Below are 15,955 nucleotides of genomic sequence, written 5' to 3'. Positions count from 1 at the left end.
CGGGGCGTTTTTTTATGCCTGGCGAGAAGATCAGCCGCGGGCGTTGTCCATCAGCTCGATGTAGTCGGCGGCGTTGCGCTGATCGCGGATCAGGTCGACGAAGGTCTGGCCGTGCTCATCCTTGCCATCCAGGTCGAAACCGGCCTCGACGAAGAAGGTCAGGAAGCGTTCGAAATCATCGATGCGCAGGCCACGATAGGCCTTGATCAGCTTGTGCAGGGACGGCGAAGTTGCATCGACCGGCTCGAAATCGAGGAACAACTTGATCTGCTCGTCGCTGATCTCGTCACCAATCACTTGTTTCTTATCTTTACGCATTGCCGACTCCAGCTCGCAGACATTTCACGGGGCGGGCAGTTTACCCCCAGCCCGCATATGGCCTCAACGCGAACGCACGCTGCCGGTATGCAGGTCAGCCCAGATGTGCCCGTTGGCATAGCTGAGGAACTGGCAATACACCGTGTCGTTGCGCAACAGGTCCATCACCGCACGGTACTGGGCCAGCGGGTAATACAGGGTCAGGGTCCGGGTCTTGGCATCGAACTGCGGCTTTTTCAGGCTTTTGCTTTCACCGTCGAAGTTCACCAGCACCTGGCTGATGGTGGCGCCCTTGTTCAACGGCTTGCCCTTGAGCCGCACCCACACTGGCGAAGTCACGGGAATCGGTTGCTGGTTCGATTGGCGCTGGCTGCCGATCACCACCGAATACTCGGTGACCTGCAACAACTGCTGCTGTTGCGGGACGCTGTCGCGCAGGGTCAGATCATCGGGAGGCAGGAACTGCCCGTGCAAGGGGGCCGGGGCGGCTGCCAAGGGCAGGCTCAAGCACAGAAGAAGGGCCGCGCTACTGCGAATCAACAGGCTCATGACAGGCTCCAGACAAGGGCCGAGCACTCTAGCACGGGTTTTTACCGCAAATCTTGCACCGTTACCGACGGTAGGCCGCTGTCACGGGCGCGGGCCTGTTCAGTCGAACTGGGCGCGCATCCAGGCCTGGTATTCGGCCACGCCGGGCTCGCCTTCACGGGGCGCCCAACTGGCCTGCTCACCGTCGCCCACTGGGCGATAAGGGCCGGCCTTGCATTCGAACATCAGGCTGTCGGGCTCCAGCACCACCAGGCCGTGGAAAACCCCGGCCGGCAAGTCCACACCAACGCAGTCGCCGCCGGCCTGCAGCACCCGCTTGCCCTGGACCTGGCCCGCTTCATCGAAAATCAGCACGCCCAGGCGCCCCTTGAGCACCAGCAGGGTCTCGGCCTTGTCAGCACTCAGGTGGCGATGCGGCGGAACATAAGTGGAGGGTTGCAGCCCCACCGCCATGCGGTGGCAAGGCTCTTCCATGGCATGGAAGTTGTGGTGCTGACGACCGCGGGGGTTGGCCGCGGCTTTCTCAGCCAGGTCGTTGAACAACGCTTGATCGAGAAAGCTCGGCCCGGTCATCGCTTACATGCCCTTGACGGCATAGATGCCGGCAGCGTTACGCCAGTAGCCCTTGTAGTCCATGCCGTAGCCGAACACGTAGCGGTCCACGCAAGGCAGGCCCATGTAGTCGGCCTTGAGGTCCGGACGGGCCTTGCGGTCGTGGTCCTTGTCGATCAGCACGGCCGTGTGCACGGCGCGGGCGCCGGCGTGTTTGCAGAAGTCGATGATCGCGCCCAGGGTGTGACCTTCATCGAGGATGTCGTCGATGATCAGCACGTCGCGGTCGATAAAGGAGACTTCCGGCTTGGACTTCCAGAACAGCTCACCGCCGCTGGTTTCGTTGCGGTAGCGGGTAGCGTGCAGGTAGGAGGCTTCCAGGGGAAAGCGCAGGTGGGTCAGCAGCTTGCCCGCGAAGATCAGGCCACCGTTCATGACGCAGAACACCACCGGATTGCGCTCAGCCAGTTCTTCAGTGATTTGTGCACCGACCCGGGCGATGGCCGCCTCGACTTCAGCTTCGGTGTACAGGCAGTCAGCCTCGCGCATGATTTGACGGATATGCTCGAGATCAGCGGACATGGCGCTCTCCAAGGGGTGGCAGTTTCGGAAAAGCGGGCAAAGGTACGCATCCGGCCCGGTCAGATCAAGCGTTTCTGGACTAACGTACTTTATGTCTATAGGACAACAACCCCGGATAGATTAATCTAGGCCGTTTTTTTTGCCCGCCGCCGGAGCCTTTCCCTATGCCCATCCGTGAGATCCGCCATCCGCTGATCCGACACAAACTTGGCCTTATGCGCCGCGCAGACATTAGCACGAAGAACTTTCGCGAGCTCGCTCAGGAAGTCGGTGCCCTGCTGACGTACGAAGCCACCAAAGACCTGCCCCTGGAAAGCTACGAGATTCCAGGCTGGTGCGGCCCTGTCCAGGTCGAGAAGATCGCCGGCAAGAAGATTACCGTGGTACCGATCCTGCGTGCCGGCATCGGCATGCTCGAAGGCGTGCTGAGCCTGATCCCGGGCGCCAAGGTCAGCGCCGTAGGCGTGGCCCGCAATGAGGAAACCCTGCAAGCCCACACTTACCTGGAAAAACTGGTACCGGAAATCGACGAGCGCCTGGCGATGATCATCGACCCGATGCTGGCCACCGGCAGTTCCATGGTCGCCACCATCGACCTGTTGAAAAAGGCCGGCTGCCGTGACATCCGCGCCATGGTCCTGGTGGCCGCCCCCGAGGGCATCGCCGCCGTCGAGCAGGCGCACCCGGACGTGACCATCTACACCGCTTCCATCGATCAGAAGCTCAACGAGCATGGCTACATCATTCCTGGCCTGGGTGATGCCGGTGACAAGATCTTCGGCACCAAGCAGAAGGATTCCTGATCATGCAGGACGAGTTCAACGATCCGCTCTGGCGCCAGGTACTGTCTGGCGCGCAGATGCTCTTCGTGGCCTTCGGTGCCCTGGTGTTGATGCCGCTGATCACCGGTCTCGACCCGAACGTGGCGCTGTTCACGGCGGGTCTCGGGACTCTGTTGTTCCAGGTGGTGACCGGGCGCCAGGTGCCGGTCTTCCTGGCGTCGAGCTTTGCCTTCATCACCCCGATCATTCTCGCCAAGGGCCAGTTCGGCCTCGCCGCGACCATGGGCGGGGTAATGGCGGCGGGCTTCGTCTACACCTTTCTCGGCCTGGCCGTGAAGATCAAGGGCACCGGTTTCATCGACCGCCTGTTGCCGCCGGTGGTCATTGGCCCGGTGATCATTTCCATCGGCCTGGCCATGGCCCCCATCGCCGCCAACATGGCCATGGGCAAGGCCGGTGACGGCAGCGAGCTGATTCATTACCAGACGGCGATGATGATCTCGATGCCCGCGCTGCTCACCACCCTGATCGTCGCGGTGTTCGGCAAAGGCATCTTTCGCCTGGTGCCGATCATTTCCGGCGTGCTGGTGGGGTTTGCCCTGTCGTTCTACTTCGGCGTGGTGGACACCGCGAAGATCGCCGCCGCCCCCTGGCTGGCACTGCCGCACTTCACCGCACCGGAGTTCAACTGGCAGGCGATCCTGTTCATCGTCCCGGTCGCCCTGGCACCGGCCATCGAGCACATCGGTGGCGTGATTGCGGTCGGCAGCGTCACCGGCCGCGACTACCTGAAGAAGCCCGGCCTGCACCGCACCCTGTTCGGTGACGGCATCGCCACCACCGCTGCCGGCCTGTTCGGCGGGCCGCCCAACACCACCTACGCCGAAGTCACTGGCGCGGTGATGCTGACCAAGAACTACAACCCGAAAATCATGACCTGGGCGGCGCTCTTCGCCATCACCCTGGCCTTTATCGGCAAGTTCGGCGCGCTGCTGCAAAGCATCCCGGTGCCCGTGATGGGCGGGATTCTCTGCCTGCTGTTCGGCTCGATCGCTGCGGTGGGGATGAACACCCTGATCCGCCACAAGATCGACCTGGGCGAAGCCCGCAACCTGGTGATCGTCTCGGTGACCCTGGTGTTCGGCATTGGCGGCGTGCTGGTGGGAACCGGTACCGGTCCGGATGATTTCGGCCTCAAAGGCATCGCCCTGTGCGCCGTTGTCGCCATCGTGCTGAACCTGGTGCTGCCGGGGAACGACGGCTGGAAGAACAAGAAGGCCGATGAGCCGTTGATCTAGAGAACCCTTCGCCGGCAAGCTGTCTCCCCCGCAGGAGCCGGCTTGCCGGCGAAGCTATTTACAACGCCAGCGGCGCTCGCTCGCACAAGGCGTTCAAGGCCTTGGCCCATTGTGGGTCGTCATTCAGGCAAGGGATCAACACCAGGTCCTCCCCTCCCGCCTCGCGAAACTGCTCGCGACCGCGATCACCGATCTCCTCCAGGGTTTCGATGCAGTCGGCGACAAATGCCGGGCACATCACCAGCAGCTTCTTCACCCCTTGTTTACCCAGTTCATCAAGGCGTGCCTCGGTGTAGGGCTCGATCCATTTCGCTCGCCCCAACCGTGACTGGAAGGAAACCGACCATTGCCCGTCGGCCAGGCCCATCTGCTGGGCAAAGGCCCTGGCGGTACGGAAACACTGGCCGCGATAACAGTTGGCAAGCACCTGGGGCGATGACTCTGCGCAGCAGTCCCCGGCACCATCGAGGGAGTGCCCCGGGTTGAGCTTGTTCAAGTGCCGCTCGGGTAGGCCGTGGAAACTCAGCAGCAGATGATCGAAGGGCTGTTGCAGGTGCGGCCGGGTGCTGGCCACCAACGCCTCGATGTACTCGGGTTGATCGTAGAAGGGTTGCAGCACGCTGAATTGCACGTCCAGCTTATGCTCGCGTACCACACGCCTGGCCTCCTCGACCACGGTGGTGACCGTGCTGTCGGCAAACTGTGGATACAGCGGGGCCAGGGTGATCTTGCGTTGCCCTTGGGCCACCAGCTTGAGCAGCACGGACTCGATCGAAGGCTCGCCGTAGCGCATGGCCAACTCTACCGGGCCCTGCTTCCACTGCTCGCTCATTACCTTCTGCAGACGCCGGCTGAGCACCACCAGCGGCGAACCCTCTTCCCACCAGATCGACGCGTAGGCGTGGGCCGATTGCTCTGGCCGCTTGATCAGGATCAGCGACACCAGCAAACGTCGGACCGGCCAGGGCAGGTCGATCACATAAGGGTCCATGAGGAATTGGTTGAGGTAGCTGCGCACGTCCGCCACCGAAGTGGAAGCCGGCGAACCCAGGTTGACCAGGAGCAACGCGTGATCGGTCATGCAACGTCCTATTTCAGAGGCGGCTGGACACAGGCGTCCAGGGCCGCAGGCAAATCAGTGAACTGGAAAGTGAAACCCGCTTCCAGCAACCGCGCGGGAACGGCACGCTGGCCTCCCAGCAACAGCAACGACAATTCACCCAAGGCCAGGCGCAGGAAAAACGCCGGCAGCGGTATCAGTGCGGGCCGGTGCAGCACCCGCCCCAAGGTCTTGGCGAACTCGCGGTTGCGCACCGGTTTTGGCGCGCAGGCATTATAAGGACCCTGTGCCCCAGGCTGATGCACAAGAAAATCAATCAGGGCGATTTGATCGTCGATATGAATCCACGGCATCCATTGCCGGCCGTTGCCGATCGGCCCGCCCAGCCCCAGCTTGAAGGGCAGCAGCAGGCGCGACAAAAAGCCGCCCTCGGGCGACAGCACCAAACCGGTGCGCACCAGCACCACACGCACGCCCATGGCTTCGGCGCGCTGGGCAGTTTCTTCCCAGGCTATGCACAACTGGCTGGCAAAGTCCTCGTTGACCGGGGGCGAATCCTCGCTCAGTTCCCGTTCTCCACCGTCGCCGTACCAGCCCACCGCCGAGCCCGACACCAGCACACCGGGTTTGTGTTCGCGGCTTTCGAGCCAGGCCAGCAGGGTTTCGGTCAGGGCGATGCGGCTGTGCCAAAGCAGCGCCTTGCGCTTGTGGCTCCAGGGCCGATCGGCGATCGGCGCCCCGGCCAGGTTGATCACCGCGTCCACCGGGACCTGGTCCAGCTCTTGCAGCGTCTTGACAGCCCGCACCTGGGGACCGCATAGGGCGGCGACCTTATCGGGTTGGCGAGTCCATACACTCAACTGGTGACCCTGGGCCTGCCAGTGACGACACAGGGCACGCCCGATCAAACCAGTACCGCCGGTCAGCAATATATGCATGACATCTTCCTCGCGTGGCGTTTTACCCGAATCACTAGTCTATTTTTATAAGCAGGGATCTTTTCAATCGGACAGGCTGTGTTTTAACGATAGACAACCTGAACAACCGATGACGCCGAAAGCTATACCAAAAAACAATATTGTACAGGTTTTGGCGGCGGCGTAATCTGTACAGAAAGGTAAACGAGGCCCCTATGACAGTACCCATCGCAATCATTGGTACCGGCATCGCCGGACTCTCCGCCGCCCAGGCGCTACGAGATGCCGGGCATACCGTCCACCTTTTCGATAAAAGCCGCGGCAGCGGCGGGCGCATGTCGAGCAAACGCAGCGATGCCGGCAGCCTGGACCTGGGAGCCCAGTACTTTACCGCCCGTGACCGTCGTTTCGTCACCGAAGTCCAGCGCTGGCAAGCCAAGGGCTGGGTCGCCGAATGGACGCCACAACTCTACAACTCCCACGGCGGCCAGCTCAGCCCCTCGCCGGATGAACAGACCCGCTGGGTCGGCACTCCCCGCATGAGCGCCATCACCCGCGCGCTGATCGGCGACCTCGAGGCCCACTTCGCCTGCCGCATCACCGAAGTCTTCCGCGGCGAACAGCATTGGCATCTGCAGGACGCCGAAGGTTTCACCCACGGCCCTTTCAGCCACGTCGTGATCGCCACGCCGGCACCACAGGCCACTGCCCTGCTGGCCGCCGCGCCGAAGCTTGCGGGTGTCGCCGCCGGGGTGAAAATGGACCCGACCTGGGCCGTCGCCCTGGCCTTCGATACCCCTCTGGAAACCCCCATGGAAGGCTGCTTCGTGCAGGACAGCCCGCTGGACTGGCTGGCCCGCAACCGCAGCAAGCCCGGGCGCGACAGCCACCTCGACACCTGGGTCCTGCATGCCACCAGCGCCTGGAGCCGGCAGCACATCGACCTCTCGAAAGAAGCCGTGACCGAACAACTGCACGGTGCCTTCGCCGAGCTGCTGCACAGCGTCATGCCCGCCCCCACCTTCAGCCTGGCCCACCGCTGGCTCTACGCCCGCCCGGCCACCAGCCATGAATGGGGCGCCCTGGCCGACGCCGATCTGGGCCTGTACGTTTGCGGCGACTGGTGCCTGTCCGGCCGCGTCGAAGGCGCCTGGCTGAGCGGGCAGGAGGCCGCGCGCCGGCTCCACGAGAGCCTGCAGTGAATCGCCTCAACCCGCGCAAACTGCTGCTGTCGAAGTGGACAGCAGCCCACCCGCAACACCGTGAGAAACACTTCCTGGTCACTGAGCTTTTCTGCGACGAAGAAGGCACTGTGCTGGACATCGAACTGCAAGCCGTACTCACCCGACGCAGCCAGCGCATGAGCTGGCAAACCCTGCTCAACGACAGCGACTGGCGAATGGGCTGGAAATAACCCGACAACCTACGAGGCAATACCTATACAAAAAATTTGACTTGTACAACTTTAATTCTATGATGAAGACAAGTTGTACAGCGTTACTTTTTTGTACAGGTAAGCCCCGGAGGTTGCACCATGTCCGCCAAGCCGAAAATTGCCATCAGCGCCTGCCTGATGGGCGTCGAGGTCCGCTACAACGGTGGGCACAAGGAGTCTCGCCTGTGCAGCCGAGTACTCAGTGACTACTTCGATTTCGTGCCTCTGTGTCCGGAAGTTGCGATCGGCATGGGCACCCCCCGCGAACCTATTCGACTGGTCGGCGACCCCGAGCAACCCCGGGCCGTAGGCACCGTGGATGCCAGCCTGGATGTCACCCTGCCCCTGGCGGAATATGGCGAGCGCATGGCGGCCCAGGTAGACGATATCTGTGGCTATATCTTCATGCAGAACTCACCATCCTGTGGTCTGGAGCGGGTCAAGGTGTACCAGGCCAACGGCATTCCCCACCGAAACGGCGGCCGGGGAGTCTATGCCCAGGCATTCTGCGCACAGCATCCCAATCTGCCGGTGGAAGAAGCCGGACGCCTGAACGACCCGGTACTGCGGGAAAACTTCCTGACCCGGGTCTACGTCTATCGCGACTGGCAGGCGTTGCTCAAGCAAGGCCTGACCCGCCGCGCCCTCACCGACTTCCACTCGCGCTGCAAATACCTGCTGATGGCCCATCACCCCGAACAGTACAAGGCCCTGGGCAATCTGCTGGGCAGCATGGGCAAGGGCGATGCGACGCTGCTCGGCCCACGCTACTTCAGCCAGTTGATGGAAGCGCTGAGCCGCTGCGCCACCCGTGGCACCCACAGCAATGTGCTGCAGCACATCAGTGGCTACTTCAAGCGGGCCATCAGCAGCGAGGACAAGCAGGAAATGCAACGCCTCATCAGCCAGTACCGCCAGGGCATCGTGCCGCTGGTGGTGCCCCTGACCCTGCTCAAGCACCACTTGCGCCAGAACCCCGATCCCTACATTGCCCAGCAACTGTACCTGCAGCCGCACCCCGAAGACCTCAGCCTGCGCAACGCGATCTGAGCCATGAAACTCTCCCCCCCTGCGGTCGACGAAGACACCGCCCCGGATACCGACTGCCAGGAACAGGGCTGGCTGCCGATCCGCGAGGTGGCGCGCCAGACCGGTGTCAACGCAGTCACCTTGCGGGCCTGGGAGCGCCGCTACGGGCTGATCGTGCCCCGGCGCACGCCCAAGGGCCACCGGCTGTATTCCAGCGAGCAGGTGCAGCAGATCCTGACCATCCTCACCTGGCTCAATCGAGGGGTTGCGGTGAGCCAGGTCAAGCCCTTGCTGGACAGCGACACCGGCTCCAGCCCCCAGGTGGAGAATGACTGGCTGCACCTGCGCGCCGCCCTCGCCCGGGCCATCAGCCAGCTGGCCGAGCGCAAGGTCGACGACACCTTCAATCAGGCCATGGCGCTGTACCCGCCACGGACCCTGTGCGAGCACCTGTTGATGCCGCTGCTGGCGGAACTGCAACAACGCTGGCAAGGCCAGTTCGGCAGCCAGATGGAACAGGTGTTCTTCTATTCCTGGCTGCGCAGCAAGCTCGGCGCCCGGATCTATCACAACAACCGCCAGGTGCAGGGCGCCCCGCTGCTGCTGGTCAATCAGTCGGACCTGCCACTGGAGCCGCACCTGTGGCTCACCGCCTGGCTGGCCAGTAACGCCGACTGCCCGGTGGAGGTCTTCGACTGGCCGCTGCCCGGCGGCGAACTGGCCCTGGCCACCGAACGCCTGCCGGCCCGGGGCCTGCTGCTGTATTCCGGCAAGGCACTCAACCCCGCCCAGTTGCCCAGGCTGCTCAGCGGCGTGGCCTGCAAAAAATTCATCGTCGGACCCGCGGTGTGCATCCACCCCGCCCAGTGGTCCGTATGTACCACTGAAATCGCCGATCTGTACCTGGCCCAGGACCCGATAGCGGCCTGCCAGCTACTGCTCGAGCGAGGACTTTTCTGATCCGGGAACCGACATGCAATTGATCTGGCTGCGCAGCGACCTGCGCCTACATGACAACACCGCCCTGAGCGCCGCCGCCCAGCGGGGCGCGGCCGTAGCGGTGTATCTGCTGAGCCCGGAGCAGTGGCTGGCCCATGACGATGCACCGTGCAAGATCGATTTCTGGCTGCGTAACCTGCAGTCGCTGAGCACCGCCCTGGGCCGCCTGAATATCCCGCTGCTGATCCGCAGCGCTGCGACCTGGGAGCAGGCGCCTCAGGTCCTGCTGGAGCTGTGCCGGCAATTGCAGGTGCAGATGCTGCACTTCAACCAGGAATACGGCATCCACGAAAGCCACCGCGATGCGGCCGTGACCCGGGCCCTGCAACACGCCGGAATCAGCGTCCAGGGTCATCTCGACCAATTGCTGTTCCAGCCCGGCAGCGTACTGACCAAGAGCGGCGGCTACTTCCAGGTCTTCAGCCAGTTTCGCAAGGTCTGCTACAGCCGCCTGCATACCGCACTGCCGGCCCTGGTGAAGGCACCCGGGGCTCAGTTGCCGCTGTCGATCAACGCCGATCCGCTCCCGCAGCGGGTCGAAGGCTTTCCCAGCCCCACCCAAGCCCTGCGCGAGCTGTGGCCCGCCGGCGAGGACGAGGCGCAAAGGCGCCTGGAGCAGTTCAGCGATGAACAGATCCACTACTACCAGAGCGAACGCGACTTCCCGGCCAAACCCGGCACCAGCCAGCTTTCGCCCTACCTCGCCGCCGGCGTGATCTCGCCCCGCCAGTGCCTGCACGCCGCCTTGCGCGGCAACCAGGGCGAGTTTGAAAGCGGCAGCCCCGGGGCCGTCACCTGGATCAACGAACTGCTCTGGCGCGAGTTCTACAAACACATCCTGGTGGGCTACCCACGGGTGTCCCGGCACCAGGCCTTTCGCCCGGAAACCGAGGCGGTGAAATGGCGCCATGCCCCCGAGGAACTGGCGGCCTGGCAGGAGGCCCGCACCGGCCTGCCGATCATAGATGCCGCCATGCGCCAGCTGCTGGAGACCGGCTGGATGCATAACCGCCTGCGCATGGTGGTGGCGATGTTCCTGACCAAGAACCTGCTGATCGACTGGCGCGAGGGCGAGCGTTTCTTCATGCGCCACCTGATCGACGGCGACCTGGCGGCCAACAACGGCGGCTGGCAGTGGAGCTCGTCCACCGGCACCGATTCGGCGCCCTACTTCCGCATCTTCAACCCCATCAGCCAGTCGCAGAAGTTCGACAGTGAGGGGCGCTTCATCAAGCACTGGCTGCCGCAACTGGCGGGGCTGAACAAAAAAGATATCCACAACCCGGCGGCCATGGGCGGCCTGTTCGGCGTGCCTGGCTACCCGGCGCCGATCGTCGATCTTTCACGCTCCCGGGAGCGGGCCCTGGCGGCGTTCAAGGCGCTGCCCGCGCGAATGGATGCAGGGGTGAGCCATGAGTGACTTTCTCGACAACTTCGCCCGGGAGTTCGCCGCCCTCGATCGGCACAATCTCGACCGACTGGAGCGGCTCTACAGCGATGACATCCAGTTCACCGATCCTCTGCACGAGGTCCAGGGACTGGCTCAGTTGCGCGGCTACTTCGCCGAGCTCTACGCCAACGTCCGTGAGCTGCGCTTTGACTTCCACGGCAGCGACCTGTGCGCCGAGGGCCAGGGCTATCTGCGCTGGACCATGAGCTACCGCCACCCGCGCCTCAACGGTGGCGGCCTGATCCAGGTGGCGGGCTGCTCGTACCTGCAATGGCGCGACGCCAGGGTCTACCGCCACCGCGACTATTTCGACGCCGGTGCCCTGCTCTATGAACACTTGCCGCTACTCGGGGCGATGATCGCCTGGCTGAAACGGAGGCTCGGATGAAGCCTGCCATGCCACGAAGGGTCTGGCTCACCGGTGCCAGCAGCGGCATCGGCGCAGCCCTGGCCGAAGAACTGCTCAAGGCCGGGGCCCAGCTGGCGCTCAGCGCCCGTTCCCGCGAGCCCCTGGAGGCCCTGGCCAAGCGCTATCCGGGCCGAGTGCTGGTGGTGCCCGGCGACCTCACCGATGCCTTGCAGGTACGCGAGATCGGCAAGCGCATCGCCCAGGCCTGGGGCGCCCTGGACACTGTGATCCTGAATGCCGGGACCTGCGAATACATCGAGGTACAGCAGTTCGACGCAGCGCTGATCGAACGGGTGCTGAACACCAACCTGCTGGCCGCCAGCTACTGCATCGAGGCCGCGTTGCCGCTGTTGCGCGCAGGCAATCGCCCGTACCTGGTGGGCGTGGCCAGTTCGGTGACCTGTTTGCCACTGCCCCGGGCCGGTGCCTATGGCGCCTCCAAGGCGGCGCTGCGCTATCTGCTGCAGTCCCTGCGTATCGATCTTGCTGCCGAAGGCATCGACGTGACCCTGGTCAGCCCGGGTTTTGTCGACACGCCACTGACCGCACGCAACGATTTCCCGATGCCCATGCGCTGGACCGCCGAACAGGCCGCCCGGCATATCCACCGGCATCTGGGCAGGCGCCCCCTGGAGATCGCCTTCCCAGGTCTGTTCATCTTCGGCCTCAAGCTCTTGGCCTGGCTGCCCGGTCGCCTGCAACTGGGCATTGCCAGGCGCCTGGCCCGTAGCGGGGAAACATCGTGAAAATCGCCATCATCGGCAGCGGCATCGCTGGCCTGACCTGCGCCTATGTGCTCAACCGCCGGCATGACATCCGGGTCTACGAGGCCGGCAGCTGGATCGGCGGCCATACCCACACCGTGAACGTCAGCCTCAATGGCGAGACCCAGGCCGTGGACACCGGCTTCATCGTCTTCAACGACTGGACCTACCCCAACTTCATTCGCCTGCTGAAGCAGCTCGGGGTGCGCTACAAAGCCACCGAGATGAGCTTTTCGGTGTGCGACCCAGCCTCCGGGCTGGAGTACAACGGCAACAACCTCAACAGCCTCTTCGCCCAGCGGCGCAACCTGCTGTCACCGGGGTTCTGGGGCATGCTGCGGGACATCCTGCGCTTCAACCGGGCCTCCCAGCAGGACCTGCTGCAACAACGCATCGCCGCCGACACTACCCTGGGCCAGTACCTGCAAAGCCAGGGCTACGGCGAGCGTTTTATCCGCCACTACATCGTGCCCATGGGCGCAGCGATCTGGTCGATGTCGCCGGGGCAGATGCTCGGTTTCCCTTTGCAATTCTTCGTGCGCTTCTTCAAGAACCACGGCTTGCTCTCGGTGAGCAACCGCCCGCAATGGTGCGTGATCGAAGGTGGCTCCAGCCGTTACATCGAGCCGCTGACCGCAAGCTTTCGCCAGCACATCCATCTCGACTGCCCGGTGCGGCGGGTCGAACGCGATGAGCAGGGCGTACTTATCCACAGCGACGCCGGCAGCGAGCGCTTCGACAAGGTGGTGTTCGCCTGCCACAGCGACCAGGCCCTGCAACTGCTGTCCAGCCCGAGCCTCGCTGAACAGGAAATCCTCCAGGCCCTGCCCTACGCCGACAACGACGTGGTGCTGCACACCGACACCCGCCTGCTGCCACGCCGGCGCCTGGCCTGGGCCAGCTGGAACTACCGCCTCGACGCCAGCGCCGAAAAGGCCGCAGCCGTGACCTACGACATGAACATTCTCCAGGGCCTGCAAAGCAGCAGCACCTTCTGCGTCAGCCTCAACCAGAGCGCCGCCATCGACCCTTCGAAGATTCTTGCCCGCTACACCTACGCCCACCCGCAATACAGTCTCGGCGCGCTGGCCGCACAAGCGCGCTGGGGCGAACTGCAGGGCGCGCACCACAGCTTCTATTGCGGAGCCTACTGGGCCAACGGCTTCCATGAAGACGGCGTGGTCAGCGCCTTGCGCGTGGCCCAGGCCTTTGGAGAGCAACTGTGAACAGCGCCCTGTACAACGGCTGGATCAGCCACCGGCGCTTCGCCCCCAAGGACCATGCCTTCCGCTACCGGATCGGCCTGCTGTACCTGGACCTGGACGAGCAGGAAGCGGTGCTGGGGCTCTCGCCCCTGGCAGGCCGCAGCCGTTTCGCGCCCTTCGCCTTCCGAGAAAGCGACTACCTGCCGACCTTCACCGGGCAGGGCATGCGCCTGATCGACGCGGTACGCCAACAGGTGGCCGCGGCCATCGGCCACGCCCCCAGCGGCGCAATACGCCTGCTGACCCAGGTGCGCAGCTGGGGGCTGGCGTTCAATCCGGTGAGCTTCTTCTATTGCTTCGAGGCCAACGGGCAACTGGCGGCGATTCTCTGCGAAGTCACCAACACCCCCTGGCGCGAGCGCTATCACTATGTACTTCCGGCCCGCCCGGGCACTGCCACAACGCCCGAGCACCAGCACTTCGCCGTGGCCAAGGCCTTCCACGTATCGCCATTCCTGCCCCGGGATCTGGAGTACCGCATGAGCTTCAGCCCGCCGGCCGAGCGGCTGGGCGTGCACATGGCCGACTGGCAGGGCGAGCTCAAGGTGTTCGACGCCACCCTCAACCTGCAACGCCAGCCCCTGGATCGACGCAGCCTGCACCAGTACCTGCGACATTTTCCATGGATGACCGCCAAGACCTGCCTGGCGATCTACTGGCAGGCCCTGCGCCTGGCCGCCAAGGGCATGCGCTTTTTTCCCCATCGGGCCGCCGTTGGCGCCTATCGCACAGCCGCCGTACAACCCAAGGATCGCCGCCATGAAATCCTCTAGCATCTCGGCCAGAACCCCCTTGCTCAGCACCCACAGCCTCACCGCCAGCCTGCTGCGCCGTGGCGTGCTGCGGCAACTGGCGCAGCTCAGGCACGGCCAACTGGTGGTCTGCGAAGAGGGCGAACGCCTGGTGTTCGGCAGCAGTGGTGCCGCCCTGCTGGGGGAAATCCACATCCACGACTCCAGCGCCTGGGGCCTGGTGGCCAGCAGCGGCTCGATCGGCGCCGGCGAGGCATTCATCCACGGCTACTGGAGCACCCCGGACCTGACCGCGGTGATCCGCGTGTTCGTCAGCAACCTGGACGTGCTGGACGCCATGGAAGGCGGCCTGGCGAAACTGGGCCGGCCGCTGATCCGCGGCCTGCACTGGCTCAACCGCAATACCCGCAAGGGCTCGCAGAAAAACATCGCGGCCCACTACGACCTGGGCAACGAGCTGTTCGAGCAGTTCCTCGACCCCACCATGATGTATTCCGCCGCGCAGTTTCGCAGCGCCGAAGACAGCCTGGAGCAGGCCCAGCTGAACAAGCTGCAACGCATCTGCCAGAAGCTGGCGCTCAAGCCCGAGGACCACCTGCTGGAGATCGGCACCGGCTGGGGCAGCATGGCCCTGTATGCCGCGCAACACTACGGCTGCCGGGTGACCACCACGACCCTGTCCAGGGAGCAGTTCGCCTATACCCGGCAGCGGATAGAGGCCGCCGGCCTGCAGGACCGGGTAACCCTGCTGCTGGAGGATTACCGCGACCTGCGCGGCCAGTACGACAAGCTGGTGTCGATCGAGATGATCGAAGCCGTGGGCCACCGCTTCCTGCCCACCTACTTCAAGCAATGCGCGCACCTGCTCAAGAGCAACGGCCTGATGCTGCTACAGGCCATCACCATTCGCGACCAGCGCTATGAGCAGGCGAAAAATGGCGTGGATTTCATCCAGCGCTACATCTTTCCCGGTGGCGCCCTGCCCTGCGTACAGAAGATGCTCGAAGTGGTCAGCCGCGACACCGACATGAACCTGCTGCACATGGAGGACTTCGGCCTGCATTACGCCCGCACCCTGCGCCTGTGGCACGAGAACTTTCGCCGCGCCCATGGCCGTCTCGGCGAACTGGGCTACGACGAATACTTCCTGCGGCTCTGGGAGTTCTACCTGTGCTATTGCGAAGGCGGCTTCCTGGAACGCAGCATTGGCACCGCCCAACTGCTGCTGGCCAAACCTGCGGCCGCGCCACAACCGCTGCTCGGGCGCCTCGATGCCTAGGCAACTGGTCAATGCCCTGCTGTTCCAGCTGGGCTGGTTCATCTGCGTGCTCAGCGGCGACAGCCTCTGGCTGCTGCTGGGGGTGGCGATCCTGCTGGCGCATCTGCACTGGATCGGCCGCTGGGCCGACGAAGGCCCGATGATCGTCGGCATTGCCCTGATCGGCATCGCCCTGGACAGCTTCCTCAGCTGGCTCGGGGTGTTTCAGTTCCAGCAAGTCAGCCTGCTGGTGCCCTGGTGGCTGATGCTGCTCTGGGCCCTGCTGGCCACCACACTGCGCCATGGCCTGGCCTGGAGCGCCCGGCCCTGGTGGCTGGGGGGTGTGCTGGGGGCATTGGGCGGGCCGCTTTCCTACTACGCCGGGGGGCGCCTGGCGGGAGTGACCTTTCCCTACGGCACCGGCCCCACCCTGCTCGGCCTGGGGCTGCTCTGGGCGCTGCTATTGCCGCTGCTGCACGTGCTCGCGCGGCCGGCACCGCAAGAGCCGCCACTGGTCACCGGAGACTGAGCATCCG

At 64.1% G+C, this 15,955-nt stretch carries 19 protein-coding genes; 13 read left to right on the top strand and 6 right to left on the bottom strand.

Features of this window, described 5'->3' with window-relative positions; all coding sequences use genetic code 11:
* Positions 1-30: 30 nt before the first annotated feature.
* The 4 genes from ACUXVH_RS12115 to ACUXVH_RS12100 all read right to left on the bottom strand — a co-directional run bounded on the left by ACUXVH_RS12115 (position 31) and on the right by ACUXVH_RS12100 (position 2,001).
* A complete protein-coding gene (locus ACUXVH_RS12115; RefSeq protein WP_011063382.1) occupies positions 31-318 on the bottom strand; it encodes a PA4642 family protein in 288 nt (95 codons plus the stop codon).
* Between the two features lie 63 nt (positions 319-381).
* Positions 382-867: a hypothetical protein gene (locus ACUXVH_RS12110; RefSeq protein ID WP_011063383.1), complete on the bottom strand. Its 486-nt coding sequence runs from the start codon at positions 865-867 to the stop codon at positions 382-384.
* 99 nt (positions 868-966) lie between these two features.
* Complete coding sequence (locus ACUXVH_RS12105; protein WP_065365203.1) at positions 967-1,440, bottom strand: WbuC family cupin fold metalloprotein; 474 nt, start codon at positions 1,438-1,440, stop codon at positions 967-969.
* Positions 1,441-1,443: 3 nt separating this feature from the next.
* Entirely contained in the window at positions 1,444-2,001 is a 558-nt protein-coding gene (locus ACUXVH_RS12100; protein ID WP_011063385.1) for a hypoxanthine-guanine phosphoribosyltransferase, read from the bottom strand.
* A 164-nt stretch (positions 2,002-2,165) separates the two neighbouring features.
* Here ACUXVH_RS12100 and upp point away from each other — a divergent pair, with 164 nt between their 5' ends.
* Together upp and ACUXVH_RS12090 are read left to right on the top strand one after the other, a co-directional pair.
* A complete protein-coding gene (gene upp, locus ACUXVH_RS12095) occupies positions 2,166-2,804 on the top strand; it encodes a uracil phosphoribosyltransferase (protein WP_011063386.1) in 639 nt (212 codons plus the stop codon).
* 2 nt (positions 2,805-2,806) lie between these two features.
* Positions 2,807-4,081 carry a uracil-xanthine permease family protein gene (locus ACUXVH_RS12090; RefSeq protein WP_065365202.1) on the top strand — a complete coding sequence of 425 codons (1,275 nt, stop codon included), beginning with the start codon at positions 2,807-2,809 and terminating at the stop codon, positions 4,079-4,081.
* A gap of 58 nt (positions 4,082-4,139) precedes the next feature.
* On the opposite strand, the gene hemH is transcribed toward ACUXVH_RS12090, so the two are convergent.
* Together hemH and ACUXVH_RS12080 are read right to left on the bottom strand one after the other, a co-directional pair.
* Positions 4,140-5,162, bottom strand: a complete 1,023-nt coding sequence (gene hemH, locus ACUXVH_RS12085; RefSeq protein ID WP_065365201.1) for a ferrochelatase — start codon at positions 5,160-5,162, stop codon at positions 4,140-4,142.
* An 8-nt stretch (positions 5,163-5,170) separates the two neighbouring features.
* Positions 5,171-6,079 (bottom strand): TIGR01777 family oxidoreductase, encoded by a 909-nt coding sequence (locus ACUXVH_RS12080; RefSeq protein ID WP_445494951.1) that lies wholly within the window; start codon positions 6,077-6,079, stop codon positions 5,171-5,173.
* Positions 6,080-6,273: 194 nt separating this feature from the next.
* On the opposite strand from ACUXVH_RS12080, the gene ACUXVH_RS12075 reads away from it, so the two are divergent.
* From ACUXVH_RS12075 to ACUXVH_RS12025, 11 genes are all read left to right on the top strand, one after another.
* Positions 6,274-7,260 carry an NAD(P)/FAD-dependent oxidoreductase gene (locus ACUXVH_RS12075; protein ID WP_011063390.1) on the top strand — a complete coding sequence of 329 codons (987 nt, stop codon included), beginning with the start codon at positions 6,274-6,276 and terminating at the stop codon, positions 7,258-7,260.
* Positions 7,257-7,472, top strand: coding sequence for a TIGR02450 family Trp-rich protein (locus ACUXVH_RS12070; protein ID WP_011063391.1), 216 nt, complete (start codon positions 7,257-7,259; stop codon positions 7,470-7,472). Before ACUXVH_RS12075 ends, ACUXVH_RS12070 begins: the two co-directional genes overlap by 4 nt.
* Positions 7,473-7,592: 120 nt before the next feature.
* Positions 7,593-8,543, top strand: coding sequence for a YbgA family protein (locus ACUXVH_RS12065; RefSeq protein ID WP_065365200.1), 951 nt, complete (start codon positions 7,593-7,595; stop codon positions 8,541-8,543).
* A gap of 3 nt (positions 8,544-8,546) precedes the next feature.
* The gene (locus ACUXVH_RS12060; protein WP_445494948.1) at positions 8,547-9,482 is read left to right on the top strand and encodes a MerR family transcriptional regulator; all 936 of its coding nucleotides are present in this window, start codon (positions 8,547-8,549) and stop codon (positions 9,480-9,482) included.
* A 13-nt stretch (positions 9,483-9,495) separates the two neighbouring features.
* Positions 9,496-10,941 carry a deoxyribodipyrimidine photo-lyase gene (gene phrB, locus ACUXVH_RS12055; RefSeq protein WP_065365198.1) on the top strand — a complete coding sequence of 482 codons (1,446 nt, stop codon included), beginning with the start codon at positions 9,496-9,498 and terminating at the stop codon, positions 10,939-10,941.
* Positions 10,934-11,359, top strand: coding sequence for a nuclear transport factor 2 family protein (locus ACUXVH_RS12050; protein ID WP_065365197.1), 426 nt, complete (start codon positions 10,934-10,936; stop codon positions 11,357-11,359). The genes phrB and ACUXVH_RS12050 overlap by 8 nt, the downstream gene beginning before the upstream one ends.
* The gene (locus ACUXVH_RS12045; RefSeq protein WP_065365196.1) at positions 11,356-12,126 is read left to right on the top strand and encodes an SDR family NAD(P)-dependent oxidoreductase; all 771 of its coding nucleotides are present in this window, start codon (positions 11,356-11,358) and stop codon (positions 12,124-12,126) included. Before ACUXVH_RS12050 ends, ACUXVH_RS12045 begins: the two co-directional genes overlap by 4 nt.
* Positions 12,123-13,370 carry an NAD(P)/FAD-dependent oxidoreductase gene (locus ACUXVH_RS12040; protein WP_019095043.1) on the top strand — a complete coding sequence of 416 codons (1,248 nt, stop codon included), beginning with the start codon at positions 12,123-12,125 and terminating at the stop codon, positions 13,368-13,370. The genes ACUXVH_RS12045 and ACUXVH_RS12040 overlap by 4 nt, the downstream gene beginning before the upstream one ends.
* Positions 13,367-14,182 carry a DUF1365 domain-containing protein gene (locus tag ACUXVH_RS12035; RefSeq protein ID WP_065365195.1) on the top strand — a complete coding sequence of 272 codons (816 nt, stop codon included), beginning with the start codon at positions 13,367-13,369 and terminating at the stop codon, positions 14,180-14,182. The genes ACUXVH_RS12040 and ACUXVH_RS12035 overlap by 4 nt, the downstream gene beginning before the upstream one ends.
* Positions 14,169-15,440, top strand: coding sequence for an SAM-dependent methyltransferase (locus ACUXVH_RS12030; protein ID WP_019095041.1), 1,272 nt, complete (start codon positions 14,169-14,171; stop codon positions 15,438-15,440). Before ACUXVH_RS12035 ends, ACUXVH_RS12030 begins: the two co-directional genes overlap by 14 nt.
* Complete coding sequence (locus ACUXVH_RS12025; protein WP_065365194.1) at positions 15,433-15,948, top strand: DUF2878 domain-containing protein; 516 nt, start codon at positions 15,433-15,435, stop codon at positions 15,946-15,948. Before ACUXVH_RS12030 ends, ACUXVH_RS12025 begins: the two co-directional genes overlap by 8 nt.
* Positions 15,949-15,955 lie beyond the last annotated feature (7 nt).

This window comes from Pseudomonas sp. 8(2025), assembly GCF_052665325.1.
This window is presented reverse-complemented; position numbering and strand designations above follow the sequence as displayed.